The organism is Micromonospora sp. WMMD737 (genome assembly GCF_049179055.1).
Classification (GTDB): Bacteria; Actinomycetota; Actinomycetes; order Mycobacteriales; family Micromonosporaceae; genus Micromonospora; species Micromonospora reichwaldensis.
The window spans coordinates 3,066,188-3,092,527 of record NZ_JBMHMH010000001.1 but is presented as its reverse complement, the minus strand read 5'-3'; the positions used below and the strand labels follow the sequence as shown (position 1 = coordinate 3,092,527).

General features: G+C 74.2%; 25 protein-coding genes. 8 read left to right on the top strand and 17 right to left on the bottom strand.

Annotated elements, in window-relative coordinates; translation table 11 throughout:
• Positions 1–123 precede the first annotated feature (123 nt).
• Complete coding sequence (locus ACN27A_RS13155) at positions 124–1,092, bottom strand: alpha/beta fold hydrolase (protein ID WP_421453000.1); 969 nt, start codon at positions 1,090–1,092, stop codon at positions 124–126.
• A 146-nt stretch (positions 1,093–1,238) separates the two neighbouring features.
• Between ACN27A_RS13155 and ACN27A_RS13150 the strand changes: the two genes are divergently transcribed.
• Positions 1,239–1,826, top strand: coding sequence for a carbonic anhydrase (locus ACN27A_RS13150; protein WP_421452997.1), 588 nt, complete (start codon positions 1,239–1,241; stop codon positions 1,824–1,826).
• A 58-nt stretch (positions 1,827–1,884) separates the two neighbouring features.
• Here the strand turns inward: ACN27A_RS13150 and ACN27A_RS13145 are convergent, their stop codons facing one another.
• A complete protein-coding gene (locus tag ACN27A_RS13145; protein WP_074313395.1) occupies positions 1,885–2,214 on the bottom strand; it encodes a hypothetical protein in 330 nt (109 codons plus the stop codon).
• A gap of 307 nt (positions 2,215–2,521) precedes the next feature.
• Here ACN27A_RS13145 and ACN27A_RS13140 point away from each other — a divergent pair, with 307 nt between their 5' ends.
• Both ACN27A_RS13140 and ACN27A_RS13135 read left to right on the top strand, forming a co-directional pair.
• On the top strand, positions 2,522–3,013 hold the full coding sequence (locus ACN27A_RS13140; protein WP_121400330.1) for a DUF3145 domain-containing protein: 492 nt from the start codon (positions 2,522–2,524) through the stop codon (positions 3,011–3,013).
• Positions 3,014–3,090: 77 nt separating this feature from the next.
• Positions 3,091–4,830, top strand: a complete 1,740-nt coding sequence (locus tag ACN27A_RS13135) for a glycoside hydrolase family 3 protein (protein ID WP_421452993.1) — start codon at positions 3,091–3,093, stop codon at positions 4,828–4,830.
• Between the two features lie 6 nt (positions 4,831–4,836).
• Here the strand turns inward: ACN27A_RS13135 and ACN27A_RS13130 are convergent, their stop codons facing one another.
• Positions 4,837–5,487, bottom strand: a complete 651-nt coding sequence (locus ACN27A_RS13130) for a lipoprotein (protein WP_421452990.1) — start codon at positions 5,485–5,487, stop codon at positions 4,837–4,839.
• Positions 5,488–5,561: 74 nt separating this feature from the next.
• Positions 5,562–6,461, bottom strand: a complete 900-nt coding sequence (locus tag ACN27A_RS13125) for a MerR family transcriptional regulator (protein ID WP_132237202.1) — start codon at positions 6,459–6,461, stop codon at positions 5,562–5,564.
• 88 nt (positions 6,462–6,549) lie between these two features.
• Between ACN27A_RS13125 and ACN27A_RS13120 the strand changes: the two genes are divergently transcribed.
• Entirely contained in the window at positions 6,550–6,768 is a 219-nt protein-coding gene (locus ACN27A_RS13120; RefSeq protein ID WP_421452987.1) for a hypothetical protein, read from the top strand.
• Positions 6,769–6,822: 54 nt separating this feature from the next.
• Here the strand turns inward: ACN27A_RS13120 and ACN27A_RS13115 are convergent, their stop codons facing one another.
• From ACN27A_RS13115 to ACN27A_RS13080, 8 genes are all read right to left on the bottom strand, one after another.
• Positions 6,823–8,262 carry an acyl-CoA carboxylase subunit beta gene (locus ACN27A_RS13115; protein WP_421452984.1) on the bottom strand — a complete coding sequence of 480 codons (1,440 nt, stop codon included), beginning with the start codon at positions 8,260–8,262 and terminating at the stop codon, positions 6,823–6,825.
• Positions 8,263–8,272: 10 nt separating this feature from the next.
• On the bottom strand, positions 8,273–9,499 hold the full coding sequence (gene fabF / locus ACN27A_RS13110; RefSeq protein ID WP_421452981.1) for a beta-ketoacyl-ACP synthase II: 1,227 nt from the start codon (positions 9,497–9,499) through the stop codon (positions 8,273–8,275).
• Positions 9,500–9,501: 2 nt separating this feature from the next.
• Positions 9,502–9,741 carry an acyl carrier protein gene (locus ACN27A_RS13105; protein WP_007072348.1) on the bottom strand — a complete coding sequence of 80 codons (240 nt, stop codon included), beginning with the start codon at positions 9,739–9,741 and terminating at the stop codon, positions 9,502–9,504.
• Positions 9,742–9,824: 83 nt separating this feature from the next.
• Positions 9,825–10,769, bottom strand: coding sequence for a beta-ketoacyl-ACP synthase III (locus tag ACN27A_RS13100; RefSeq protein WP_311411918.1), 945 nt, complete (start codon positions 10,767–10,769; stop codon positions 9,825–9,827).
• A complete protein-coding gene (locus tag ACN27A_RS13095) occupies positions 10,766–11,935 on the bottom strand; it encodes an acyltransferase domain-containing protein (protein ID WP_421452975.1) in 1,170 nt (389 codons plus the stop codon). Before ACN27A_RS13095 ends, ACN27A_RS13100 begins: the two co-directional genes overlap by 4 nt.
• 78 nt (positions 11,936–12,013) lie before the next feature.
• Positions 12,014–13,429 (bottom strand): PucR family transcriptional regulator, encoded by a 1,416-nt coding sequence (locus ACN27A_RS13090; protein ID WP_421452972.1) that lies wholly within the window; start codon positions 13,427–13,429, stop codon positions 12,014–12,016.
• A 13-nt stretch (positions 13,430–13,442) separates the two neighbouring features.
• Positions 13,443–14,111, bottom strand: coding sequence for a response regulator transcription factor (locus tag ACN27A_RS13085; protein WP_357579444.1), 669 nt, complete (start codon positions 14,109–14,111; stop codon positions 13,443–13,445).
• Positions 14,112–14,127: 16 nt separating this feature from the next.
• Positions 14,128–15,312 carry a sensor histidine kinase gene (locus ACN27A_RS13080; protein ID WP_421452969.1) on the bottom strand — a complete coding sequence of 395 codons (1,185 nt, stop codon included), beginning with the start codon at positions 15,310–15,312 and terminating at the stop codon, positions 14,128–14,130.
• 291 nt (positions 15,313–15,603) lie between these two features.
• Between ACN27A_RS13080 and ACN27A_RS13075 the strand changes: the two genes are divergently transcribed.
• Both ACN27A_RS13075 and ACN27A_RS13070 read left to right on the top strand, forming a co-directional pair.
• Entirely contained in the window at positions 15,604–15,942 is a 339-nt protein-coding gene (locus tag ACN27A_RS13075) for a hypothetical protein (RefSeq protein ID WP_421452966.1), read from the top strand.
• Between the two features lie 36 nt (positions 15,943–15,978).
• Positions 15,979–16,905 carry an NADP-dependent oxidoreductase gene (locus tag ACN27A_RS13070; protein WP_421452964.1) on the top strand — a complete coding sequence of 309 codons (927 nt, stop codon included), beginning with the start codon at positions 15,979–15,981 and terminating at the stop codon, positions 16,903–16,905.
• Between the two features lie 102 nt (positions 16,906–17,007).
• Here the strand turns inward: ACN27A_RS13070 and ACN27A_RS13065 are convergent, their stop codons facing one another.
• Positions 17,008–17,658, bottom strand: a complete 651-nt coding sequence (locus ACN27A_RS13065; protein ID WP_421452961.1) for a hypothetical protein — start codon at positions 17,656–17,658, stop codon at positions 17,008–17,010.
• Between the two features lie 273 nt (positions 17,659–17,931).
• On the opposite strand from ACN27A_RS13065, the gene ACN27A_RS13060 reads away from it, so the two are divergent.
• Entirely contained in the window at positions 17,932–18,528 is a 597-nt protein-coding gene (locus ACN27A_RS13060) for a copper resistance protein CopC (RefSeq protein ID WP_421452959.1), read from the top strand.
• A 178-nt stretch (positions 18,529–18,706) separates the two neighbouring features.
• On the opposite strand, the gene gltX is transcribed toward ACN27A_RS13060, so the two are convergent.
• From gltX to ACN27A_RS13045, 3 genes are read right to left on the bottom strand one after another with little or no spacing between them, the layout of a single operon-like run.
• A complete protein-coding gene (gene gltX / locus ACN27A_RS13055) occupies positions 18,707–20,116 on the bottom strand; it encodes a glutamate--tRNA ligase (protein WP_421452956.1) in 1,410 nt (469 codons plus the stop codon).
• 49 nt (positions 20,117–20,165) lie between these two features.
• Complete coding sequence (locus ACN27A_RS13050; RefSeq protein WP_421452953.1) at positions 20,166–21,443, bottom strand: MFS transporter; 1,278 nt, start codon at positions 21,441–21,443, stop codon at positions 20,166–20,168.
• On the bottom strand, positions 21,440–22,771 hold the full coding sequence (locus ACN27A_RS13045) for a GH1 family beta-glucosidase (RefSeq protein ID WP_421452951.1): 1,332 nt from the start codon (positions 22,769–22,771) through the stop codon (positions 21,440–21,442). Before ACN27A_RS13045 ends, ACN27A_RS13050 begins: the two co-directional genes overlap by 4 nt.
• 186 nt (positions 22,772–22,957) lie before the next feature.
• Here ACN27A_RS13045 and ACN27A_RS13040 point away from each other — a divergent pair, with 186 nt between their 5' ends.
• The gene (locus ACN27A_RS13040) at positions 22,958–23,404 is read left to right on the top strand and encodes an SRPBCC family protein (protein WP_393165056.1); all 447 of its coding nucleotides are present in this window, start codon (positions 22,958–22,960) and stop codon (positions 23,402–23,404) included.
• 140 nt (positions 23,405–23,544) lie between these two features.
• On the opposite strand, the gene aceE is transcribed toward ACN27A_RS13040, so the two are convergent.
• Positions 23,545–26,289 (bottom strand): pyruvate dehydrogenase (acetyl-transferring), homodimeric type, encoded by a 2,745-nt coding sequence (gene aceE, locus ACN27A_RS13035; RefSeq protein ID WP_421452948.1) that lies wholly within the window; start codon positions 26,287–26,289, stop codon positions 23,545–23,547.
• Between the last annotated feature and the right edge of the window lie 51 nt (positions 26,290–26,340).

The following is a 26,340-nucleotide window of genomic DNA, read 5'->3' as shown; positions in this document are numbered from 1 at the left end:
GCCCGCAGGCAACCAGCGGCGCCACCGGTGCGGGAAAGGAACCCGCGTCACGCCCGCAGGGGCCGCGACGCGCTTCCCGCCGGGCCCGGTCCGGGTCCGCGTGGCGCTTCCCGTCGGCACGGTTCAGCCCGTGCCGCGCTCCCTGCCGGGCCCGGTCCAGTCCGCGCGGGTGGCGGCGGTGGCGCCCGCCCCGGGGGCGGTGAGCACGCGACGGAGCACGCCGCCGAGCGCCGCGTTGACCTCGTCGGGGCGTTCCATCATCAGCATGTGCCCGGCACCCGGGCAGACGGTCAGCTCGGTCGCCGGCAGCGCGCCGGCGATCGACTCGGCGCAGGGCGGCGGGGTGAGCCGGTCCCGGTCGCCGACCAGGGCGGCGGCCGGCAGGTGGGCCAGCGCGGCGAGGGTGTCCAGCCGGTGCTGCGCCCCGATGGACGCGCGGAACCCGCCGATCGAGCGGAGGGTGGCGCGGGCCACCGCCGAGGTGACCAGCCGGATGTCGTGCGGGTCGCAGCGGTCGCCGAAGAGCATCCAGCGGATGCTGGGACGCAGCGCACGCAGCAGCGCCCGGGGCGGTCGCCAGGCCCCGCACCGGGCCAGCACGCCGGCCCCCGTGGTCTCGGCGAGCCGGATCAACCGGGCGATCCGGGGCGAGAGGCCGTACGCCGTGTGCGTGTGGCCCTCGGCGGTGGTGGAGACGAAGACCAGCCCGGCCGTCCGGGCGGCGAAGTGCGCGGGGTGGCGGTGGGCGTACTCCATGATCGTCATGCCGCCCATCGAGTGGCCGACCAGCACGACACGACCGGCCGGGGCCACCTCGTCCAGCACCGCGGCGAGGTCGTCGCCGAGCTGGGCCACGGTGGCGGTGGGCAGCGCCATGCAGCTCGACCGGCCGTGACCGCGGGCGTCGTAGGTCACCACCCGCACCGCGTCGCCGAAGCGTTGCCGCAGGTCGGCGAGCTGCCGGTGCCAGGCCCGCCCGTCCAGCGTCCAGCCGTGCAGCAGCACGACGGTGACCTCGGCGTCGGCCGGTCCAACCGCCTCGACGTGCAGGCGTACGTCGTCGGGAAGACGCACCTCGACGTGCTCCGGCATCGTCACCTCCCAGGGCCGCACGGAACCGCAACACCGGGGATACCCGGTGGTAACACCGGCTACCCGTCATGAGACCACGGCAACCATGTCGGTGAGAAGGTTCGCAACCCGCTCCGGGCGGCCGGCGGGCCCGCCAAGCTGGGGGCATGGGGTCGCCCCGGGCCGCGCTGGCCGAGCTGCTCGCCGGCAACCGCCGATTCGTCAGCGGCCAGCCGGTGCACGGCCACGACGTCACCGCCGCCGCGGCGGCCTCGGGCGACCAGCAGCCGTACGCGGTCCTGCTCGGCTGCATCGACTCGCGGGTGCCGCTGGAGGCGATCTTCGACCAGACCTTCGGCTCGATCTGCGTGATCCGCACCGGTGGGCACGTACTGGACCGGGCGGTGCTCGGCTCCATCGAGTACGTGGTCGGTGAGCTGGAGGTGCCGCTGGTGATGGTGCTCGGGCACGAGCGGTGCGGCGCGGTGGCCTCCGCCGTGGACGCGTTGCGTGGCGGGCGGTCACCGGGCGGCGCGCTGGCCCACCTCGTCGACCAGATCGCCCCGGCGGTGACCGAGGTGGGCATCGACGACCCCCGGGTGCACCCGATGGCGGTCCGCCGGCACGTGCTCCGTACGGTCGCCGCCCTGCGCGCCGACGACCGGCTCGCCGTCCCGGTCGCCGCCGGGCGGCTGACGGTGGTCGGCGCCCTCTACGACCTGACGACCGGCGAGGTCACCCTGCTGGAGGCGTAAGGAAGAACCGCCCGCCGGGGGTCCCGGCGGGCGGTTCAGGTGTCGCGTGGGGGAGGGGTCAGCCCTCGAAGACGCCGGCCTCGACGAGGCGCTTCTCGGTGGCGTCCCAGCCGTCACCCGGGTGGGTGGTGTTGAGGTTGTTGATCTCGGCGCGGATCTTCGCGGCGTGGCCGGCGGCGGCCAGCACCCGGATCTCCTCGACGAAGGCCTCGGAGTCGGTGCGCAGGTGCGCGGTCTTGCCGTTGGTCAGGTTCCGCACGTAGGCGTGCTTGCCGCCGTTGAGCGGGATGAGGTACTTGAACTCGCCCAGCACGCTGAGGGCGCCACCCTGGCCAGCCTGGCCGGCCCGGACTGACGCGCGCGCGGTCTTAGAGGTGTTGCTCGCCACGGAGGTACTCCTTGCAAGACGTACGGGAGGACGGAACGTCCGGGGGCTGTGCGGACGACACCCTGGTGGGTGGGCCCGCGGAAGATGTGCGCGGCACAGGCCGCCGATGGAACTGTACACGACCGCGGTCCCTGGTTGGTCATCGCGTCGTGAGGGGTCAACCGGGGCACTCGTCCGACTATTCCGACCCGCGAATTTTCCGATTCCCTGGCGCATCATCCGTCACACCAGTCATCATGTGTTCCAGCAACCACTCGGGTGGTCGAGGTCGTAGGGGAAGACGCACCTCGCTCTCCGGGAGGTCACCGTGCCAACGCGTGGCGTCGTATACGTCCATTCGACCCCGCTCGCCGTGTGCTCACACGTCGAGTGGGCGATCGCGCGCGTCCTCGCCGCGCCGGTCAACCTGCAGTGGACGGCTCAGCCCGTCGACCCCGGCGCCCGCCGGGCCGAGTGCGGGTGGACCGGTCGCCCGGGGACGGGCGCCGAGCTGGCTGCTGCCCTCCGGCAGTGGCCCATGATCCGTTTCGAGGTCACCGAGGAACCAAGCCCCGGCGCCGACGGCGAGCGCTTCATGTACGTGCCCGGACGGGGCCTGTTCCGGGCGAGCGTCGGCGCGGCCGGCGACATCCAGCTCGGCGAGGACCGCCTGCGCAGCATCATGGCGGGCGCGCGGGCGCCCGAGGCCCTCGCGCACGCCCTCGACAAGGCGCTCGGCACGGCGTGGGACGCCGAGTTGGAGCCCTACCGGTACGCCGGCGACGGCGCGCCGGTGACCCTGCTCACCCGCGTCGGCTGACGCCGGGGCCCGGACCGGGGCCGACTCATCCTGGCGGGTGAAGGTCAAGTTGCCCCGATAAGGGGTGAACTGGTGGGATGGGCCGCGTGTCGACTACCCCGCGACGTGCCGGCGTCGCGCTCGCCGCCCTGACCGCACTGCTCGTCTCCGGGTGCTCCGGGCCGGCGGACCGCCGTCCCGACCCGGCCCCGACGAGCGCCGCCGCCCCGACGGCCGCCCCGACACCCGCCGCGAGCGTCCCCGGCGCCGACCCCGCCGCCCGCGCCGCCGCCCTCGTGGCCTCGCTCGCCGACGAGGACCTCGTCGGCCAGGTGCTGATGCCGTACGCCTACGGCGACGCGGCCACCCGGGTCTCGCCCGGCTCGGCGGCCGGCAACCAGGCGCTGGCCGGGGTGGACACCCCCGCCCAGATGGTCGAGAAGTACCGGCTCGGCGGGCTGATCCTGGTCGGCTTCAGCGCCGACGACCCGACCAAGGGCAACCAGGAGACGACGAACGTCGACAACCCGAAGCAGGTACGCGCGCTCACCGACGGCCTGCGTGCGACCGCCGGCCGGCTGCCCGCCGGGCCGGCGCCCTTCCTGATCGGCACCGACCAGGAGCACGGCGTGGTCACCCGGATCACCGACGGCGTGACCCTGCTGCCCAGCGCCCTCGCTGCCGGCGCCGCCGGACGGCCGGAGCTGACCGAGGCCGCCTGGCGGGCGGCCGGCACCGAGCTCGCCGCGATGGGGATCAACCTCGACTTCGCCCCCGTCGCCGACGTGCTCGCCACGCGCAGCACCGTGATCGGCTCCCGGTCGTACGGTGCGGACCCGAAGGTGACGGCGGGGCAGGTCGCGGGCGCGGTCCGGGGCCTGCAGGCCGCGGGCGTCGCGGCCACCGTCAAGCACTTCCCGGGGCACGGGCACAGCGCCGCCGACTCCCACGAGGGACTGCCGGTGCTCGACCAGCCCCGCCGGACGTTGGAGACCGGGGCGTGGCCGCCCTTCTCCGCCGCCATCGACGCGGGCACGATGGCCGTGATGTCCGCCCACCTCGACGCGCGGTCGGTGGACCCGGGCACTGCGGCGACCTTCTCGCACAAGCTGCTCACCGACGTGCTCCGTGGCCAGCTCGGCTTCCAGGGCGTGGTGATCACCGACGGGATGAACATGCCGCCGGCCAAGCGCTGGTCGCCGGGCGAGGCCGCCGTGCGCGCGCTGAAGGCGGGCAACGACCTCATCCTCATGCCGCCGAACGTCCGCCAGGCGTACGACGGGCTGCTCGCCGCGCTCCGCGACAAGTCGCTGCCCCGGACCCGCCTCGTCGAGGCCGCGACCCGGGTGCTGACGATGAAGTTCAAGCTGGCCGACCGGCCCACGCCCGAGCTGTCCACGCTGGCCGGCCCGGCGCACCGCAAGGCGGCGGAGGACCTGGCCGCGGCGGCGGTGACGGTGCTGCGGGGCGCCTGCGGCGGCGGCGTACGGGGGCCGGTGACCGTGACCGCCTCCGGCGGGCGCGAGCACACGCGGGCGGCGCTGACCGAGGCGCTCAAGGCGGCCGGGGTCAAGGTGGTGGCCGGCGGCGGCACGGTGGTGCACCTCGTCGGGTACGGCGACGGCGCTGGCGACCTGCGCGCCGACGCCGCCGTCACGGTCGCCATGGACACCCCGTACGTGCTGGCGAAGGCCAAGTCGCCCACCCTCCTGGCGACCTACTCCTCCAGCCGGGCGTCGATGACCGCCCTCGCCGGGGTGCTGGCCGGCAAGACCCGACCGGGCGGCCGGTCCCCGGTGCCGGTGACCGGCCTGTCCGCCACCACCTGCGGGGCCTGAGCCGCGTCAGTCCCGGTTGATCCGGGCCGACTGCTTGACCAGCTGGTACGCCGGCAGCAGCTCCATGGGGTCCGAGGTGTCCAGGCTCAGCACGATCGGACCGTAGAGGGAGGAGATCGCGATGGCCCGGTCGTTGACCGTGCCGCCGTCCTCCTTGGGGTAGCTCGCCTCGACGGCGTCGACGGTGCCGGCCTTCACCCGCCGGTACTCCGCGTCCGCGGCCTCCGGCGCGTATGCGTCGAGGAAGTACTTCAGGTGCTCCTGTGCGCCGCCGGCGACCCCGTCGACCCGCCACACCCGCAGGAACCCGGTGGAGCCGGTCGGCCGGGCGTTGAGCTCGCACAGCATGAGGGCCTTGCCGAGGCGGGGCTCGCCGAACTTCGCCGAACCCTTCACCGCCTCGACCTTCCACCTCGCCGGCACCGAGAAGGTGACCGGCAGCTCGCAGGGCGTGCCCTTGCCGCCCACCGTGGTCCCGGCGGGAGCCGCCACCACCTCGTCGTGCCAGGGCGGGCCGGGGGTCACCGGGGAGGCGGTGACGCTCGGCGAGGCCGAAGGGGAGCCACCGGCCGACGGTGCCTCCTTCCCGTCGGCGCAGCCGCCGGTCAGTCCGATGGTGAGCGCCGCGAGCACGGCGGCGCGGGTGCGACGTTGCATGGTGTCCATTCCCCGTTGACGACGAGAGCCGGCTCATCAAAGCGGCGCGCAGCGGCGACGTCAATCCGGTTGATCTACGGTGCCGCCCGCAGGGCGGCCACCAGCCACTCCACGGCGGGCACCGCGGGCGGGAACGGGGGCCGCCGGTTGAGCACCCCGATCAGCTGCCAGTACCGCTCCACCTGCCGGTCGGTGAAGGTCGCGATGCCGTCGGCGAGCGCGAGCCGTTCGGCGCGGGACAGCCCCGGGTCCACCATCTCGTCGAGCACCGCCCGCGCCCGCCCGGAGTCCGGGGCGATCCCGGCGGCGAGCGCGGCGCGCGCCGGCTCGACGGAGGGCATCGCCGGCGGCGGGGACGTCGCCGCCGCCCCGGCCACCGCCATCGCCCGTACCCGTAGCCGGAAGGCGGGGTCGGCGACCAGCCCGGCCAGCTCGACCCAGGCGTCCACCTCCTCGTCGGTGGGCTCGTCGGGCAGGTCGGCGGGGAGCGTCCGCATCGCCCGGGCCAGCCCGTCGCCGCCGGGACCGGGCTCCACGCCACCGAAGACCTCGGCGACGAACTCGTCGATGATCCGTTGCCGCTCGCGGGCGGAGAGGCGGGCCAGGTCGTTCATCAGTCTCAACTCCTCGGTCGTGCTGCCACGTCGGGCGACCGACCGCAGCACCGCCCGGCGCAGCCGCAGGGTGCGGATCTCCGCGTCCAGGGCGCGGCTGTGCGCCTGGGCCACCTCCCGGACGCTCGTCCGCCGCTGGAGGATCCGGCGGACGTCGTCCAGGCCGATCCCCAGCTCCCGCAGGCTGCGGACGAGGTCCAGCCGGGCCACGGCCGCTGCGTCGTAGAGGCGGTAGCCGCCGGTGGACCGGGCGGTGGGCGGGAGCAGGTCGAGGTCGGACCAGAAGCGGATCGTCCGGACGGACAGGCCGGTCCGGCGGGCGAGTTGCCCGATGGTGAACAGGTCGGTGCGGTCGGCCACGTCGACAAGCCTCCTGCCTCCAGCCGGTGGAGAGTCAAGCGGGAAACCGGGTCGCCCTCGGCCGGTTCACCTGGCACCCTGTGCGCCCATGGGGACAGCAGAGGGTTTCGCGTACGTCGAGCGGTCGGACGGCACGGTGGTGATCACCCACCACGGCCGGGCGGCGGGCACCCTGCGCGGCGGCCGGGCGGCGGAGTTCCTCGCCGAGGTCGACGGCGACCCGCAGCTCGTGATGGCCCGGTGGACCGGCAACTACCGCCGGGGCAACGAGCGGACCGCCCGCCAGCACCCCCGCAACCGGGCGTGAACGACGCGCAAGGGCCCGCGCTCGTGCTGAGCGCGGGCCCTTGCGTCTGTGCGGCTACAGCGGGATGTTGCCGTGCGCGCCCCGGGCCGCCGGGGCGGCGGCGAGGGCTTCGGCGATGCGGCGGCGGGTCTCGGCCGGGGTGATGACGTCGTCGACGACGCCGATCTCGAGGGCCCGGTTCACGCCACCGGCGATGCGGGTCTGCTCCTCGACGAGCTGCGCGCGCAGCGCCTCGCGCTCCTCGGCCGGGGCGGCGGCGAGCTTCTTGCGGTGCAGGATGTTGACGGCGGCGCCGGCGCCCATCACCGCGACCTCCGCGTTGGGCCAGGCGAACACCGCGGTGGCACCCAGGGAGCGGGAGTTCATCGCGATGTACGCCCCGCCGTAGGCCTTGCGGGTGACCAGGGTGACCCGGGGCACGACGGCCTCGGCGAAGGCGTGCAGGAGCTTCGCGCCCCGGCGGACGACGCCGTCCCACTCCTGGCCCAGGCCGGGCAGGTAGCCGGGGACGTCGACCAGGACGATCAGCGGCACGCCGAGGGAGTCGCACATGCGCACGAACCGGGCGGCCTTCTCGGCGCTGGAGGCGTCCAGGCAGCCGCCCAGGCGCAGCGGGTTGTTCGCGATCACCCCGACGGTACGCCCGGCGAAGCGACCCAGGGTGGTCACCACGTTCGGCGCCCACTTGGCGTGCAGCTCCACCCCGGGGGCGTCCAGCAGCGCCTTCACCACCGGCTTGACGTCGTAGGCCCGGTTCGTCTCGACCGGCATCTTCGCCGTCAGGTCGTGTCCCCCCTCGTCCTGGGCGGACACGTCGTCGGGCGACAGGCGCCCCTGCCGGCCGAGCAGCGCGGCGAGCTTGCGCGTCTCGGCCAGCGCCGTCTCGTCGTCGGCGCAGGTCACGTGGACCACCCCGGAGCGGCGGCCGTGCGGCTCGGGCCCACCGAGGCGGGCCATGTCGACCTGCTCGCCGGTGACGCTGCGGACCACCTCCGGGCCGGTCACGAAGATCCGGCCCGCGCCGCTCATCACCACGATGTCGGTCAACGCCGGCCCGTACGCGGCGCCACCGGCCGCCGGGCCCAGCACCGTGGAGATCTGCGGCACCCGCCCCGAGGCCCGCACCATCGCCGCGAACACCTGACCCACCGCGTCCAGGGCGACCACGCCCTCGGCCAACCGCGCACCACCCGAGTGCCACAACCCGATCACCGGCACCCGCTCCCGTACCGCGGTGTCGATCGCGTCCACGACGTGCCGGCACCCCTCGGTGCCCATCGCCCCGCCCATCCGCGTCGCGTCCGTGGCGTACGCGACGACCGGCGAGCCCTCGACCTCACCGCGCGCCCACAGCACACCCGAGGTGTCCCGTGGCACCGACAGCCGCAACGAACCGGCGTCGAACAACGCCCGGAGCCGAACCTCCGGATCCCGATGGTCCACGACGGACGAGGTGTCCACGCCAACGGCGGTGGTGGTCACGTGAGCCTCCATGGCTGTGGTCTCAGGCCCGCGTGAAGACGAGAGCCACGTTGTGCCCGCCGAAGCCGAACGAGTTGTTCAGCGCGGCGGGGATGTCCATGTGGCGCGCCTCGTTGGCGGCCACGTCCAGGCTGAGCCCGTCGTCGGGGTCGTCCAGGTTGATCGTCGGCGGCACGACACTGTCGCGGATCGCCAGGATGGTGGCGATCGACTCCAGCGCGCCCGCCGCGCCCAGCAGGTGACCGGACATCGACTTGGTCGAGGTCAGCACCGGGTGGTCACCCAGCGCCGCGCGCAGCGCGGTGATCTCCGCGACGTCCCCGACCGGGGTCGACGTGGCGTGCGCGTTGACGTGCACGATGTCCGCCCTGGCGACGTCCGCGTCCGCGATCGCCTTCGCGATCGCCCGGATCGCGCCCTCGCCCTCCGGGTGCGGCTGGACGATGTCGTAGCCGTCGGAGGTGAGTCCGGCGCCGGCCAGCCGGGCGTAGACCCGGGCGCCCCGGGCGGCGGCGTGCTCCGCCCGCTCCAGCACCACGATGCCCGCGCCCTCACCCAGCACGAAGCCGTCGCGGCCCTTGTCCCACGGCCGGGAGGCCCGCTCCGGCTCGTCGTTGCGGGTCGACATCGCCCGCATCGAACTGAACCCGGCGATCGGCAGCTGGTGGATGACCGCCTCGGTGCCGCCGGCCACCACCACGTCGGCCCGGCCGGCACGGATCATGTCCATGCCGAGCGCGATCGCCTCGGCGCCGGTCGCGCAGGCGCTGGCCACCGAGTGCACCCCGGCCTTCGCGCCCAGCTCCAGCCCCACCCAGGCGGCGGGGCCGTTCGGCATCAGCATCGGGATCGTGTGCGGGGAGACCCGCCGCGGGCCGGACGCCTCCAGGATGTCGTCCTGGGCGAGCAGCGTCAGCGCGCCGCCGATGCCGGAGCCGACGCTGACGCCCAGCCGCTCCGGGTCCAGCCCGGAGTCGGCCAGGCCGGAGTCCGCCCACGCCTGCTGCGCCGCGATGATCGCGATCGCCTCGGAACGGTCGAGCCGGCGGAGCTTGACCCGGTCGATCAGGCCGGTCGGCTCGACCGCGAGCCGGGCGGCGATCCGGACCGGCAGTTGCTCGGCCCACTCCTGGGTGAGCGGACCCACCCCGGAGCGGCCGGCGAGCATGGCGTCCCAGGTCGACGCGACGTCCCCGCCCAGCGGGGTGGTCGCGCCGAGCCCGGTGACGACGACGTCGGTGTGAGCCATGATCAGGACTGCGCCTCGATGTAGCTGACGGCGTCCCCGACGGTCTTCAGGTTCTGCACCTCGTTGTCCGGGATCTTGACGCCGAACTTCTCCTCGGCCGCCACCACGACCTCCACCATGGAGAGCGAGTCGACGTCCAGGTCGTCGGTGAAGGACTTCCCCTCGGCCACGTCGTCCGGGTTCACCCCGGCAACCTCTTCGAGGATCTCGGCGAGGCCGGCGGTGATCTCGTCACGGGTCATTGCGGTTGGTTCCTCTCATCGTGGATCATTCGACGGCCGACGACGCCGGCCGTCACTCCCCGGCACAGTGGCCGGAGGGGCTTTCAGGGGCAGCGGACGACCTGACCGGCGTAGGTCAGGCCACCGCCGAAGCCGAAGAGCAGCACCGGGGCGCCGGAGGGCACCTCCCGCCGCTCGACCAGCTTGGACAGGGCCAGCGGCACGCTCGCCGCCGAGGTGTTGCCGGACTCGACGATGTCCCTGGCGATGATCGCGTTCGGGATGCCGAGCCGCTTCGCGATGCCGTCGATGATCCGGGCGTTGGCCTGGTGCGGCACGAAGGCCGCCAGCTCCGACGGGTCGACCCCGGCGCGCTCGCACGCCTGCCGGGCCAGCGGCGCCAGCTCCGTGGTGGCCCAGCGGAAGACCGACTGCCCCTCCTGCTGGATGGACGGGCGCCAGCCCTCGATGCGTACCGCGTCGCCCTTCTCCGGCACCGAGCCCCAGACGACCGGGCCGACGCCGGCGGGCTCGCCCTCGCCGACGGCCGACACCACGGCGGCCCCGGCGCCGTCGGCGAAGATGATGCAGGTGGAGCGGTCCGTCCAGTCGACGATGTCGGACAGCTTCTCCGCGCCGATGACCAGGGCGTTGCGCGAGGCGCCGGCCCGGATGGCGTGGTCCACGGTGCCCAGCGCGTACGCGAAGCCGGAGCAGGCCGTGTTGAGGTCGAACGCCCCGGGCGCGGTGATGCCGAGCTTGGCGGCGACCCGGCAGGCCACGTTCGGGCTGCGGTCGGCGGAGCTGCACGTCGCCACGACGACCAGGTCGATGTCGGCGGCGGTGAGCCCGGAGTTGGCCAGCGCCTTGCCGGCGGCGGCGGCGGCCATGTCGGCGACCGTCTCACCGTCGGCGATCCGCCGGGTGACGATGCCGACCCGGTCCCGGATCCACTCGTCGCTGGTCTCGACCAACTGGGCGATGTCGTCGTTGGTGACCACGCGGGAGGGCTGGTAGTGCCCCAGCGCGACGATCCGACTGCCGGTCATGCGTGACCTCCGATGCGGACGAGCGGTTGGCCCGGCGCGACCGGGTCGTCGTGGTGGGCGAGCCACTCGGTGAGCACGCCGCTGCCGTGCGCGGTCACCTCGACCGGGCCCTGCCGGGTGGCCACGTGGCCGACGACCTGGCCGGCGCGCAGCGTGTCGCCCTCGGTGAGTTCCCGCGCCGGCTCGAAGGTGCCGGCCGACGGGGCCACCACCACGCGGAACTGCATGGTCGGCTCGTGGCCCGGCGCCATGCCGTGCCGGGCGATCAGGTCCCGGGCGGCGGGCAGGTCGTCGGGGGTGTTGAGGGTGACCACCTCGGGGGCCCCGGCCCCCTTCAGCTCCCGCTTCACCAGGCCCGCCAGGGTGCCGGCCGGGGGCAGCTCGATCACGCCGGTCACCCCGAGGTCGGCCAGGGTGCGCATGCAGAGGTCCCAGCGCACCGGCGCGGTGACCTGGCGGACCAGGCGCTGCACCATGTCGCGCCCGTGGTTGACGGCGGCCCCGTCGAGATTCGACAGCAGGATCCGGGCCGGGTCGCTCGGGGTGATCCCGGCGGCCACGGCGGCCAGCGCCGTCTCGGCGGGGGCCATGTAGGGCGTGTGGAAGGCGCCGGCCACCTTCAGGCGGATCACCCGGGCCTTCGCCGGCGGCTCGGCGGCGAGCTTCTCCAGCCCCTCGACGGAGCCGGCGGCGACGAACTGGCCGGCGCCGTTGCGGTTGGCCGGGTGCAGCCCGTGCGCGACGATCGAGGCGAGCACCTCCTCGGGGTCCCCGCCCAGCACGGCGGCCATCCCGGTCGGCTCCAGGGCGCAGGCCGCGGCCATCTCTCGCCCGCGTACGCCGGCCAGGGTGATCGCCGCCTCGGCCGGGAGCACCCCCGCGAGCGCCGCCGCGCCCAGCTCGCCGACGCTGTGGCCGACGGTGAGCGTGACGTCGTACATCGGCAGGTGCTCGGCGGCCAGCAGCGCGGCGGCGACCAGCAGCGGCTGGGTCCGCGCGGTGTCCCTGATCTCGTCCGCGTCGGCGGCGGTGCCGAGGTGCACCAGGTCGACCCCGGCCAGCGCCGACCACCAGCGCAGACGTGCTTCGGCGCCGGTGAGGTCCAGCCAGGGAGTCAGGAAGCCGGGTTTCTGGGAACCCTGGCCGGGCGAGAGTACGGCGAGCACGTCTATGACTCTCCCGGATACGCGCGGGTAGCGCTGTGCCGCCTCCGACCAAACCGCACTAGAACCTTTGGAGGGTTCCTACAAAAATCGGCGGCGATCATCACCTGTGTGTGACGTCTTACTGCTATTCGGGGTCATTGTCTGAGTTGGTACGACCGGAACCACCGGGTCGAGCCGGCCGACGGTGAGGGCCACCTGGAGCGCGAAGGCGTCCCGCGCCGCGAGCGGCGAGAAACCGGTGACGTCGGAGATCCGCCGCAGCCGGTAGCGCACCGTGTTCGGGTGCACGAAGAGGGAGCGCGCGGCGCTCTCCAGCGTGCCGCCGGCCGCGAAGAAGGCGTCGAGGGTCTCCAGCAGTTCCCCGCCGGCCCGCACCAGCGCGGCGTAGACGTCGTGCCGCAGCCGCCGGCGCGCCTCCGCGTCCCCGGCCAGCGCCCGCTCCGGCAGCAGGTCGTCCGCCGGCACCGGCCGGGGCGCGGTCGGCCAGGCCGGTGCGGCCCGGAAGCCGGCCAGCGCGGCGCGCGCCGACTCGGTCGCCTCGTCCAGGCTCGGCACGGCCGGACCGACCACCACCGGCCCGTCCCCGAAGGCGCCGAGCAGCTTGCCGGTGGCCGCGACGGGGTCGGCGGCGCCGCCGAGCACGATGACCAGCCGGTCGCCGTGCACGCCGCCGATCACCTCCGTGCCGATGCGCCGGGCCTGCCGGTGCACGGTGTGCAGCACGGCGGAGACCTCCCCGCCGGGGGAGCGGCCGACCGCCACCGCCACCGGCGGGGCGTCCGCCCAGCCGAGCGCCGCCGCCCGGCTCGCCAGCACGTCCGGCGAGTCGCCCCGCAGCAGCGCGTCCACCAGCAACGCCTGCAACCGGGCGTCCCAGGAACCGCGCGACTCGGCGGCCCGGGCGTACACCCGGGCGGCGGCGAAGGCGATCTCCCGGGAGAACCGCAGCACCGCCTCGCGCAACTGCTGTTCCTCGCCCTTCGCCGCCAGGTGCGAGACCTGCTCCTCGACGACGTCGATCATCACCTTCACCAGCGCGACGGTCTGCTGGAGGCTGATCGAGCGGGCGAGCGCCTGCGGCGCGGTGGCGAAGACCTCGTCCGAGACCTCCTGGGTGCTGTCCGCCGTGCCGCCGCCGTCGCGCAGCCACTGCACCAGCGACCGGGCGCCGGCCTGGGCCACCAGCATCACCCAGGAGCGGTGGTCGGGCGGCAGGTCGCGGAACCAGGGCAGCGTCTCGTCCATCCGGGCCACGCTGGCGCTGGCCAGCGCCCCCGCCGCCCGCTCGATCCGGCGCAGCGTGGCCGACAGTTCCGTCCCGCCCGGCTCGCTCACCGCCCCAGCCTGACACGCCCCGACCTGCGCCTCCGCGCCGGGCGGCCCGCCGCGCCCCGCCCGCCGCCCGTGGCCTGCCGGCCGTGGCCCGGCTCCGGGTGGCCCGCCGCCTCCGGCTCCGGGTGGCCCGCCCGGGCGCGGGTGACGGGCCCGTACCACGGGTGGCGGTGGGTCAGGCCGGCGGCGGGACGGGCAGTCCCAGCTCCTGGGCCAGGATGGCGGCCTGCACCCGGCTGCGCAGGTCCAGCTTGGCGAGGATCCGGCTGACGTGGGTCTTGGTGGTGCTCTCGGCCATCGCCAACCGGTCGGCGACCTGCTGGTTGGACAGGCCGAGCCCGAGACAGGCCAGCACGTCGCGCTCCCGGGGGGTCAGCGCGTCCACCGCCTGCCGGGTCGCGGCGGAGCTGGTGGGGGCGGTCGCCGCGAACTCGGTGATCAGGCGGCGGGTGACCGCCGGGGCGATGAACCCCTCGCCCCGGGCGACCGTCCGCACCGCCGCCACCAGCCCCGCCGCGTCGATGTCCTTGAGGACGAAGCCCGCCGCGCCGGCCCGCAGCGCCCCGAAGACGTACTCGTCGACGTCGAAGGTGGTGAGCACGAGCACGTCGGCGAGCCGGTCGGCGGCGATCTCCCGGGTGGCCGAGATGCCGTCCAGCCTGGGCATCCGCACGTCCAGCACCGCGACGTCCGGGCGCAGCTCCCGGCACAGCCGGACCGCCTCGGCGCCGTCCTCGGCCTCGCCCACCACCTCGACGCCGGCCGCCCCGGCCAGGATCAGCGCCAGCCCGGCCCGCACCGCCGGCTGGTCGTCGGCGAGCAGCACCCGGATCACCTCGGCCATGCCACGCCCCGTCCCCTCACGACGCCACCTCCGTCGGCAGCTCCACCCGTACCCGCCAGCGGCCTCCCCTCGGGCCGGCGGCGAACCGGCCGTTCAGCAGCGCCGCCCGCTCCCGCATCCCGATCAGGCCGGCGCCCGCGCCGGTCAGCGTGCCCCGGCCGGCGCCGACCGGGTTCTCCACGCCCACCACCACCCCCGCCGGCTCGTACGCGACCAGCAGGTCGGCCTCGCCGGCGCCGTGCTTGAGCGCGTTGGTCAGCGACTCCTGCACGATCCGGTACGCGGCCAGGTCCACCCCGACCGGCAGCGCGCGGGGCTCGCCGCGTCGGGTCGCCCGGACGGTCAGCCCGGCGGCGCGCACCCGGTCCACGAGAGCGTCGACCTCGCTGAGCCGCGCCCGGGTCGTCTCGTCGGTGGCGTCGACGGCCGCCCCGCCCTCCGCAGGTTCCCGCAGCAGGCCGATCATCTGCCGCATCTCGCCCAGCCCCTGCACGCTGCTCTCCCGGATCACCCGCAGCGCCGACTCGACCTGCGACCGGTCGAGCCCGGGCACGGAGAGCGCGGCCGTGGCGTGGATGGCCACCGCGCTCAGGTGGTTGGCGATCACGTCGTGCAGCTCCCGGGCCATCCGGGCCCGCTCCGCGCCGACGGCCTGCCGGCGGTCCAGCTCCACCAGCCGGGCCGTCTGCTCGGCCCGGGCCCGTTCGGCGACCGCCTGGTCCCGGTACTGCCGCACGCTGATCCCGGTGAGCACCGGCAGCACCCCGGCCAGCACCACGGGCGCGCCGATGCCCACGCCCCGCCAGTCGCCCCTCAGCAGCACCCCCACCGCCGTGCCGAGGACGCTCAACCCGATCGTGACCTGGAGCAGCCGGCGCCAGGTCCGGGCCGAGCCGTACACGCACGCGTCGTAGAGCACCTGGGTGTAGACGAGGACGGTGGCCAGCGAGCCGCCCATCGCGAGGTCGGCCAGCACCGCCACCGTGCCGAGCGCCAGGCTGGCCCGGGGGGCGACCCGGCGCAGGCCCACCGCCGTGCAGACCACCGTCAGCGGCAGCAGGAACAGCGGTTCCGGCAGGTCCGGGTGCCAGGACAGTTGCGGCTGCGTGCCCAGCCCGTACAGGACCACCCCGCCCACCAGCGAGGCGCAGGCCAGCACGACGTCCCGCCCACCCGTCCCGGCCCCCACCCACCCCGCCACCCTGCCCCACCCACCCGCCACCCTGCCCCACCCACCCGCCACCCTGCCCCACCCACCCGCCCCCACCCCCCGATCCCACCACACCCCCACCCCGCCCGTTTCCGCCGATCATGCAGTCGTGGTGGGGGACGAAAGCTGCACCGGCGTACGAAATCCCCACCACGACTGCATGATCGCGAGGGGAGGGGCGGGGGCGGTGGGGGAGTCAGGTGGGGCGTCGGTGCCGGCCAGTACGGTGACAGGGCCCGTCGGAGCGACCCCGGCGGGCGGGGCGAGCGTGAGGAGACTCCGATGGCGCACGGGGAGGCCGAGCACGGCTGCGCCCAGGGCGAGCCCTGCCGGCCGGGCCACCACGAGCAGCAGGCGGCAGCAAAGCACCGCCGGCTGCCCGGAGGGCTCCCGGCCCACTCGCCGGAGCACCCGGCCCGCGCGCCCGAGCGCCCCGAGGACGACGTCACGGTGCCCCGGCAGCGCGTCGCGGAACCGGCTCCGACCGGCGAGGCCGAGTTGGCGGCGCTCCCGGGCTGCCGCAGCGACCTGCCCGGCTGGGCCGGCGCGCACCGGCACGGCCCGGTCCGCCCCCGGCCGCGCGGCACCCGCCGCGAGCGGCCGCCACGCCGCTGGTGCTGACCACGGCGACGCCGCCCGGCCGCTAGCGTGACCGGTGTGAAGGCGATCGCGATCGACACGTACGGCCCGGCCGGCCTGCTGACCGTCCGGGACCTGCCCGACCCGCCGGTCGGCCCGGACACGGTGCTCGTACGGGTCCGGGCGGCCGGGGTGAACCCGGTCGACTGGAAGGTGCGCGAGGGGCACCTGGCCGGTGCGATCCCGGGTCACTTCCCGCTCGTCCCCGGCTGGGACGCGGCCGGGGTGATCGAGGCGGTCGGGCCGGCGGTGACCGGGTTCGCCGTCGGCGACGAGGTCGTCGGCTACGTCCGACGCGACCACATCCAGCACGGCACGTACGCCGAACTCGTCCCGGCACCCGAGCGGGCGCTGGCGGCCAAGCCGGTGCGGGCGTCCTGGGCCGAGGCGGGTGGCCTGCCCCTGGCGGGCCTCACGGCGTACCAGGCGCTCCAGTCGGCCCGCACCGGCGCCGGCGACACGGTGCTGGTGCACGGGGCGTCCGGCGGGGTGGGCCACCTGGCGGTGCAGATCGCCCGCGCGTTCGGCGCCGACCGCGTGATCGGCACGGCCGGCGCGGCCAACCACGACTTCGTCCGGTCGCTGGGCGCCGAGCCGGTCGCGTACGGCGACGGGCTGGCCGACCGGGTCCGCGCGGTCGCGCCCGACGGGGTGGACGTGGTGCTCGACCTGTTCGGCGGCGACGCGCTCGACGTGTCGGCCGAGCTGATCACCCGTCCCGCGCGGCTGATCTCGACGGCCGACCCGGAGCACGTCACCCGGCTGGGCGGCAGCTATCTGTTCGTCAAGCCGTCGACCGTGGACCTGGGCATGCTCGCCGGGCTGGTGGACGCCGGCCGGCTGACCGTCCACGTCGAACGGACGTTCCCGCTGGCGCAGGCGGCGGACGCGCAGCGTCTGGTGGAGGCGGGACACGTCCGCGGCAAGGTGGTCCTGGAGATCTGACCGCGCCGGGGCCTCGGCGCGTCGGCGGAGCCGCTCGGCCCGCCGACGCGGCCCCGGGCGGGGCCGCGACCAGCGTCAGGGCGCCGGGTGACGACGGCGGGCTCAGCGGGTGCGGCGGCGGACCAGCAGCGCGATCCCGGCGAGCCCCGACGTGATGACCAGCACCACCGCGACGTTGAGCAGCAGCAGCCGCTGCAACTCGCCGAGCGCCTCGTCGATGTCCTTCGCCGGGTTGAGGGCGTCCTCCGGGATGACCCGCTCGCCGCCGCCGACGCCCCCGCTGACGGTGTCGAACTGCCGCTCCAGCGGCACGCCCGCCGTGCGGAGGGTCTCCGACATGCTGAGCCGCCCGAGGAACCAGCCCGCGGCGGTCTTGCGGGCGTCCGGCTGCTTGGCCGGGCGGAAGACGCGCGGCCCGCCGACCGCCTTCGGGTAGAGGTCGTACGTCTGCTTCGCGACGTCACCGGCGAACACCACGACGGTGTACTTCGGACCGAGGTCGGCCGCCTTCGGGCCCTTGGGCTGCCCTGTACGGCCGAGGAAGTTGACCTGGTCGATGATCGCCACCACGTGCGTCGGGTGGGCCTCCGCGCGCAGCCGCAGCGGTTCCGCCAGCCCGTGCCCGGTGATCTCCACTCCGGCCGGTGGGGTCTTCGGCGCCGCCGTCGCCGTCGCGGCGGAACCGAGCGACAGGACCGCCGCCGCGAGCCCGCCCGCCAACACCGCGACCAGCCGCCGCATCGTTCGGACCATCGCCGCCTCCTCGCCCCGTTCGATGGATGGCTTGCTGCAGGTCACGCGTTGGTTGGCTGACGGGGGTGACCGAACCCGTGCAGGGTGCCACCCTCAAGACTGCGCAGAACGTCGATCGGTTGCAGCTCGTGGAACAGTAATTGGAACTATCTGTGATCCCGGCCCGACCAATGAACGGTAGCCGTGGATCAGCGGGCGGATCGTACCTTTACGGAGGGGTTCATGGGGGGCAGGTTCCCACGTGTGGCGCTCACCTGGCCAGTGTTGGTCGGCGTGGCGATCGGTGTGTCGTTGGTGCTGCCGGCCGCGCCGGCGGCTGCCCACAACTCGCTGACCGGCAGCGATCCGCGCAACGGGGCCCGGGTGGCCGAGGCGCCGTCCCGGATCGAGCTGCGTTTCCTGGCGAAGGCGGACCCGAATACGACGAAGATCACAGTGACCGGTCCGGACAACGTGGCCGCGCTGGGCGGCGCGCCGGCCTTCTCCGGCTCGCGGGTGAGCGTCCCGTTCAAGCCGGGCCGGGCGGGCCTCTACATCGTCGGCTACCAGTTGGCGTCCAGCGACGGGCACCCGGTCTCCGGCGAGGTGCGGTTCACCCTGACCACCGGCACCCCCGCCGAGTCGCCGACCGGCGCGGGCACCGCCGGCCCGAGCGCCCCGGCGTCGGCCGTACCGCCTCCGTCCGGCGCCGCGCCGACCTCGGCCGCGCCCGATCCGACGGGCGCGGGCACGCCGGGGTCCGCGGTGCCCGCGGCGAGGGAGAGCGACGACGCGGCCGGGCGCGGCTGGCTGTGGGCGCTCGGCGGCGTGCTTCTCCTCGCCGCCCTCGCCGCCGGCCTGCTGCTGCGTCGCCGCTCCGCCCGCCGCTGACCGGCACGAGCCCGGGACGCCTCAGCGCCCGGACCCACCGGTCCGGGCGCTGAGCGGGTACCCCGCCGTCAGGCACCACCCCGAGCCGGAGGTCGCGGGCCGACGTGGCGGCGGCGTCGCAGGCGCGCGGGTGGGCCGTCCCGGCGGGGCGGCCGTGGCCGTCGGGAACGGGCCCGGCTCAGAACAGGCGGACCCGGGCGGCGCGCAGCCGGCTCAGGGTGCGCTCGCGGCCGAGCACCTCCAGCGACTCGAACAGCGGCAGCCCGACGGTACGGCCGGTGACCGCGACGCGCACCGGCGCCTGGGCCTTGCCGAGCTTGAGCCCGCGCTCGGCGCCGACCGCCTCCAGCGTCGACTTCAGCGTCTCGGCGTCCCACGACTCCAGCGCCTCGAACGCCGCCGTGGCGGCGTCCAGCAGCTCCGCCGAGCCCTCCTTCATCGCCTTGGCCCAGGCGGCCTCGTCGATCAGGGGCGCGGCGAGGAAGAGGAAGTCGACGTTCGGCACGATCTCGCTGAGCAGCGCGATCCGGGTCTGCGCCAGCGGGGCCACGGCCGCGAAGGCGTCCGCGTCGAACTCCTCCGGCTGCCACGGCGGCGGGGCGATGGTGCCGGTGCCCGTCAGCCACGGCCGGCACGCCTCGACGAACTCCTCGACGGGCAGCGCCCGGATGTACTCGCCGTTGAACGCGCGGAGCTTCTTCTCGTCGAAGAACGCCGGGGAGGGGTTGACGTCCTCCAGCCGGTACTCCTGCTCGATCACCGACCACTCGACGATCTCCCGGTCGCCCGACGGCGCCCAGCCGAGCAGCATCAGGTAGTTGCGCATCGCGGCGGCCAGGTATCCCTCGTCCCGGAACGCCTCCAGGGCCACCTTGTCGCGGCGCTTGGAGAGCTTCTGCCGCTTCTCGTTGACCACCACCGGCACGTGCGCCCAGATCGGCGGCTTGACTCCGAGCGCCTCCCAGAGCAGCTGCTGCTTCGGGGTGTTGGGCAGGTGCTCCTCGGCGCGGATCACGTGGGTGATGCCCATGGTCATGTCGTCGACCACGTTGGCGAGCAGGAAGACCGGCGAGCCGTCGCCCCGGGCGATGACGAAGTCCTCGATCAGCTTGTTCTCGAAGGTCGGCTCGCCGCGGATCAGGTCGACCACCACGGTCTCGCCCTCGTCGGGCGTATGGAAGCGCAGGGCGCGCCCCTCGCCGGCCGGCAGGCCCCGGTCCCGGCAGAAGCCGTCGTAGCCCTGGTACTGCGAGCCGGTGCGGGCCTGCACGGCCTCGCGGGTGCAGTCGCAGTAGTAGGCGCGGCCGGACGCGTGCAGCCGCGCGGCGGCGGCCCGGTGCTCGCCGGCGTACTCCGACTGGAAGTACGGGCCCTCGTAGCCGCCGCGCTCGATGCCGATCCAGTCGAGGGCGGAGAGGATGCCCTCGGTCCACTCCGGCTTGTTGCGGGCCGCGTCGGTGTCCTCGACGCGGAGCACGAACACCCCGCCCTGCTGCTTCGCGTAGATCCAGTTCTGCAACGCCGAGCGGGCGCCGCCGACGTGGAACATACCGGTCGGGGAGGGGGCGAAGCGCACACGTACCGTCACGTCCCCCAGCCTACGGCGGCCCGCGACCGGATTCCGTCAGGGGTGCGGCTCAGGGCACCGAGCGGATCTTCAGCACCAGGACGCTGCCCAGCACGGTGACCGCCGCGGTGACCGCGTAGAGCACCGGGTAGCCGCCGAGGTGCACCACGAGCGGGGCGGAGAGCGCCGGGCCGAGCACCTGCGGAGCCGAGTTGGCGATGTTGATCACGCCCAGGTCCTTGGCCCGGTCGGTCGCGGCGGGCAGTACCTGGGTGATCAGCGCGGCGTCCACCGACAGGTAGACGCCGTAGCCGGCGCCGAGCAGCAGCGCGGCGGCCACGGCCACCGGCCAGACCGGCGCGACGGCCAGCAGCAGCGCGGCGACCGCCATGATGCCGCCGGCGGTGATGACGAAGACCTTCCGCTTGCCGGAGCGGTCCGACAGCCGCCCGGCCACCACGGCGGTGGCCGCCAGGCCGGCCGTGTAGAGCAGGATCAGCACCAGCAGGCCGCCCTCGGGGTCGACGTGGCGCACCTCGTCGGTGAGGAAGTAGAGCAGGTAGAGCGTGCCGAGCGCGTTGCCGAGCTGCACCAGGAACCGGGTGATCCAGGCCCAGCCGAAGTCCGGGTGGCGGCGCGGCGAGACCCACATCGACGCGAGCAGGGCGCGCCAGCGCAGTGCCGGCCGGTGCGCCCGGGGCAGCGGGTCGTCGGTGGTGAGCAGCGCGAACGGCAGGGCCAGCAGCAGCACCGCCGCCGCCATCGCCAGGTAGCCGGCGGCGGTGCCGCTGACCACGGCGGTGACCAGCACCACCCCGAGCACCAGCCCCAGCGCCTGGGGGATGCCGACCCAGCCGGAGACGCCGCCGCGCTGGGCGACCGGCACCCGGTCCGGCACGGCGGCGGTCAGGCTGGCCAGCATCGCGTTGAAGCAGACCTGGGCGGCGACCCAGCCGAGCGCGACCCCGGCGACGGTGCGTTGCTGCGCCAGCAGCACCAGGGCCGCCGCGCCGAGCAGCGCCCCGCCGGCGGTCCAGACGTGCCGCCGGCCGAACTCCCGCCCGGCCAGCCGCAGGCAGGTGCGGTCCGACAGCGCCCCGGCGAGGGGGTTGGCGAGCACGGCGGCGAGCGCGCCGAGGCCGGTGACCACGGCCAGCGCCGTCTCCTTGTCGGCCGGCGCGATACGTTCCAGCTGCTGCGGCAGCAGCACCTGGATGGGCGTGAAGAACGCCATCCAGACCCCGAGGTTCGCGGCGAAGATCAGCGCGATCCAGCCCCGCCGCACCGGCGCGGTCGGCTCGGCGAGCGCCGCCGGCAGCGACGCGGGCGTCGGATCGACGGTGGTCACGGCCGGGCGATCAGGTCACGGAACCAGGCGTACGAGGACTTGGGCGTACGGAGCTGGGTGTCGAAGTCGACGTGCACGAGGCCGAAGCGCTTGGTGAAGCCCTCCGCCCACTCCCAGTTGTCCAGCAGCGACCAGACGAAGTAACCGGTCACGTCGACGCCCTCGGCCATCGCGGCGCGTACCGCGCGCAGGTGCCCGTCGAGGTACGCGATGCGCTCCGGGTCGTGCACCCGGCCGTCGGCGTCGGGCGTGTCGTCGTACGCGCAGCCGCTCTCGGTGACCTGGATCGGCGGCAGGTCGTCGGCGTACGTGCGGTGCAGCCAGCCGAGCAGCTCGCGCAGCCCGTCGGGGGCGACCGGCCAGTCGAAGGCGGTACGCGGGTACCCGGCCAGCGGCACGAACTCGAACGGCAGGGGCGAGCCCTCCTGCGGGGCGCGTACGCCGGTCGGGTTGTAGTAGTTGACCCCCAGCACGTCGATCGGCGCGGCGATCACGTCGAGGTCGCCGGCGCGCACCACTGCGGTGTCGAAGCCCAGCTCGGCGGGGTAGCCCCGGCCGAACAGCGGGTCCGTGAAGAGGCGGTTGTGCAGCGCCTCGTACGCCGCGGCGGCCGCCCGGTCGGCGTCGGTGTCCCCGGCCGGCCGCACGGGCGAGTAGTTGTTCGCGATGGCGACCGGGCTGGTGGTGCGCGCCCGCAGCGCGGCGACGGCGAGGCCGTGGGCGAGCAGCTGGTGGTGGGCCACCGGGAAGGCGTCGAAGAGCAGCGTCCGGCCGGGGGCGTGCTCGCCCGTGCCGTGGCCGAGGCTCATGTGGATGAAGGGCTCGTTGAGGGTGATCCAGAGCTTCACCCGGTCGCCGAGGCGGGCGGCGGTCGCGTCGGCGTACTCGGCGAAGCGGTGGGCGGTGTCCCGGTTCAACCAGCCGCCCGCGTCCTCCAGGGTCTGCGGCAGGTCCCAGTGGAAGAGCGTGGCGACCGGGTCGACGCCGTGGGCGAGGAGGTCGTCGACGAGCCGGTCGTAGAAGTCCAGCCCGCGCGGGTCGACCGGGCCGTCGCCGGTGGGCCGCACCCGGGGCCAGGCGATCGAGAAGCGGTACGCCGAGACGCCCAGCCCGGCCAGCAGCGCGACGTCCTCGGCGTGCCGGTGGTAGTGGTCGCAGGCCACGTCGCCGGTGCTGCCGTCGGCGACCCGGCCGGGGGTGTGGGCGAAGGTGTCCCAGATGGACGCTCCCCGCCCGTTCTCGTCGACGCCGCCCTCGATCTGGTAGGCGGAGGTGGACACTCCCCAGCGGAATCCGGCGGGGAACTCGGGCATCGCTGCGGTCGACATGCGCCCTCCCGTCGTACGTGAATCGTGCTCGCGACTCTAGGGGGCGGCCGGCCGTTGCGCCATAGGTCGTACGTCGCCGCAGCGCAAGAGTTTTCGGCGCGTCTTTTCCGAACCCGTCCGTATACGTCCGAATTTGCGCATAGAGTGCCGATATCGTGGGATGTCCTCACTGGAGGAAAGACGGAAATGATCCTCGTGGAACGCAGTGCGCACGTGATGGCGCCAGTGGAAGCGGTCTGGGACGTCGTGCAGCGGGCCGAGCAGTTGCCGGCCTGGCTGGCGGGGGTCCGTGCGGCCGAGGTGCTCTCGGGAGAGGGCTTCGGGCGCCGACAACTCGTCCAGGCCGGACGTGGCGCCGCGCATGAGGCCGAGGTGATCGCCTTTCAGGAACCGACCCTGATCGGCTGGCGCGAACGCGCCAAGGGCGCCGGTGCCCGGGCGGAGGCGCGCACCGAGATCTACGTCCAGCTCACCGCGGACGAGGAGGAGGGCGGGACGATCGTGCGGCTCATCGTCGTACGCTGGCCGGCCGGTCCGGTCAAGGCCGCCCTGCTCCGCCTCGGCCTGCGCCGGGTCGGCGCCGACCTGGAGGACTCGCTCGCCCGGCTGACCGATCTGGCCGCCGTCGGCTGAGCCGGGCACGTCCTGGCGCCCACCCGCGACGGCGGTGGCCCGGTGTCCCCGCCAGGGACTCCGGACCACCGCCCGTTCGCGCGTCGGCGGACGACGAAGGGCCCGGCGCGGGAAGCGCCGGGCCCTTCGTCTCGTACGTCCTAGCTGTCGCCGCCGGTCTCGCCGACCGGGGCCGCGTTCACGTCCTCGATGGCGTACTTCTTGGCCGCCTCGGCCGGCACACTCGCCGGGACCGCGCCGCGCAGGGCGAGCTGCCGCAGCGTCGCGACCACCACCGACTCGGCGTCGACGTGGAAGTGCCGGCGCAGGGCGTGGCGGGTGTCGGACATGCCGAACCCGTCCGTGCCGAGCGAGGTGTAGTCGCCGGGCACCCAGCGGGCGATCAGGTCCGGCACCGCGCGCATCCAGTCGCTGACCGCGACCTTCGGGCCCTCGGCGTCGGCCAGCTTCTGCTGGATGTACGGCACCCGCTGCTCCGCGCCCGGGTTGAGCAGGTTGTGCTCCTCGCACTCCACCGCGTCCCGGCGCAGCTCCGTCCAGGAGGTCACCGACCAGACGTCGGCGGCCACGCCCCAGTCCTGGGCCAGCAGCTGCTGGGCCTTGATCGCCCACTGCATGCCCGTGCCCGAGGCGAGCACGTTGGCCTTCGGCGCGTCGTCGCCCACCGACGGGGCGGGGGAGTAGCGGTAGATGCCCTTGAGCAGCCCTTCCACGTCCACACCCTCCGGCTCCGCCGGCTGGAGGATCGGCTCGTTGTAGATCGTCAGGTAGTAGAAGACGTTCTCCTGCGCCTCGCCGTACATCCGGTGCAGGCCGTTCTCCACGATGTGCGCGATCTCGAACGCGAACGCCGGGTCGTACGCGACCACCGCCGGGTTGGTGGCGGCGATCAGCAGCGAGTGGCCGTCCTCGTGCTGGAGCCCCTCGCCGTTGAGCGTGGTCCGGCCCGCGGTGGCGCCGAGCAGGAAGCCCCGGGCCATCTGGTCGGCGGCGGCCCACAGCCCGTCGGCGGTGCGCTGGAACCCGAACATCGAGTAGAAGATGTACATCGGGATCATCGGCTCGTCGTGGGTGGCGTACGCCGAGCCCGCCGCCGTGAACGAGGCGACCGAGCCGGCCTCGTTGATCCCCTCGTGCAGGATCTGCCCGCCGGTGGACTCCTTGTACGACAGGAACAGCTCCCGGTCGACCGAGGTGTAGCGCTGGCCGTGCGGCGAGTAGATCTTCTGCGTCGGGAAGAGCGAGTCCATGCCGAAGGTGCGGGCCTCGTCCGGGATGATCGGCACCCAGCGCTTGCCGAACTCCTTGTCCTTCATCACGTCCTTGAGCAGGCGGACGAAGGCCATCGTGGTGGCCACCTTCTGCTTGCCCGAGCCGCGCTTGACGTCGGCGAAGCGCTCCGGGCCGGGGATGGCCAGCCGCTTCTGGCCCGAGCGCCGCGACGGCAGGTAGCCGCCGAGCTGCTGGCGCCGCTCCTTGAGGTACGCGATCTCGTCGGACTTCTCGCCCGGCGTGTAGTACGGCGGCAGGTAGGGGTTGTCCTCCAGCGCCTTGTCCGGGATGTCCAGGTAGAGCCGGTCGCGGAAGGTCTTCAGGTCCTCCAGCGTCAGCTTCTTCATCTGGTGGGTGGCGTTGCGGCCCTCGAAGTGCGAGCCCAGCGTCCAGCCCTTGATCGTCTTGGCCAGGATCACCGTCGGCTGACCGGTGTGCTCCATCGCCGCCTTGTAGGCCGCGTAGAGCTTGCGGTAGTCGTGCCCGCCTCGCTTGAGGTTCCAGATCTCGTCGTCGCTGAGGTCCTCGACCATCTTGCGGGTCCGCTGGTCGCGGCCGAAGAAGTGCTCCCGGACGTACGCCCCGGACTCCGCCTTGTAGGTCTGGTAGTCACCGTCGGGCGTGGTGTTCATCAGGTTGACCAGCGCGCCGTCGGTGTCCGCGGCGAGCAGCGGGTCCCACTCCCGGCCCCAGACCACCTTGATGACGTTCCAGCCGGCGCCCCGGAAGAACGCCTCCAGCTCCTGCATGACCTTGCCGTTGCCGCGCACCGGCCCGTCGAGCCGCTGGAGGTTGCAGTTGATCACGAAGGTGAGGTTGTCCAGCTCCTCGCGGGCGGCCACGCCGATCGCGCCGAGGGTCTCCGGCTCGTCCATCTCGCCGTCGCCCAGGTAGGCCCACACGTGCTGGTCCGAGGTGTCCTTGATGCCCCGGTGGTGCAGGTAGCGGTTGAACCGCGCCTGGTAGATCGCGTTCAGCCCGCCCAGGCCCATCGAGACCGTGGGGAACTCCCAGAAGTCCGGCATCAGCCGCGGGTGCGGGTACGACGGCAGGCCGCCGCCCGGGTGCGACAGCTCCTGGCGGAACCCGTCGAGCTGGTGCTCGGTCAGCCGCCCCTCCAGGAACGCCCGCGCGTACATGCCGGGGGAGGCGTGGCCCTGGTAGAAGATGTGGTCGCCGCCGCCCGGGTGGTTCTTGCCCCGGAAGAAGTGGTTGAAGCCCACCTCGTAGAGCGAGGCCGAGCTGGCGAAGGTGGAGATGTGCCCACCGACGCCGATCTCGGGACGCTGCGCCCGGTGCACGAGCATGGCCGCGTTCCACCGGACGTACGCCCGGATCCGCCGTTCCACGTGCTCGTCACCCGGGAACCACGGCTCGTGCTCCGGCGGGATGGTGTTGATGTAGTCGGTGGTGGTCAGCGACGGCACCCCGACCTGGCGCTCACGGGCCCGCTCCAGCAGGCGCAGCATGACGTAGCGGGCGCGCTTTGTCCCGCGCTCGTCGATGACACCGTCGAGCGACTCGACCCATTCGCTGGTCTCTTCAGGGTCGATGTCCGGAAGCTGGCTCGGCAGACCAGCGGTGATCACCGGGCGCTTGCGTTCCGTAGCCACAGGCGTTCCCTCGGTTCTGTGTGGGATAGGTCTCTAGCGCCATCCTGCCCC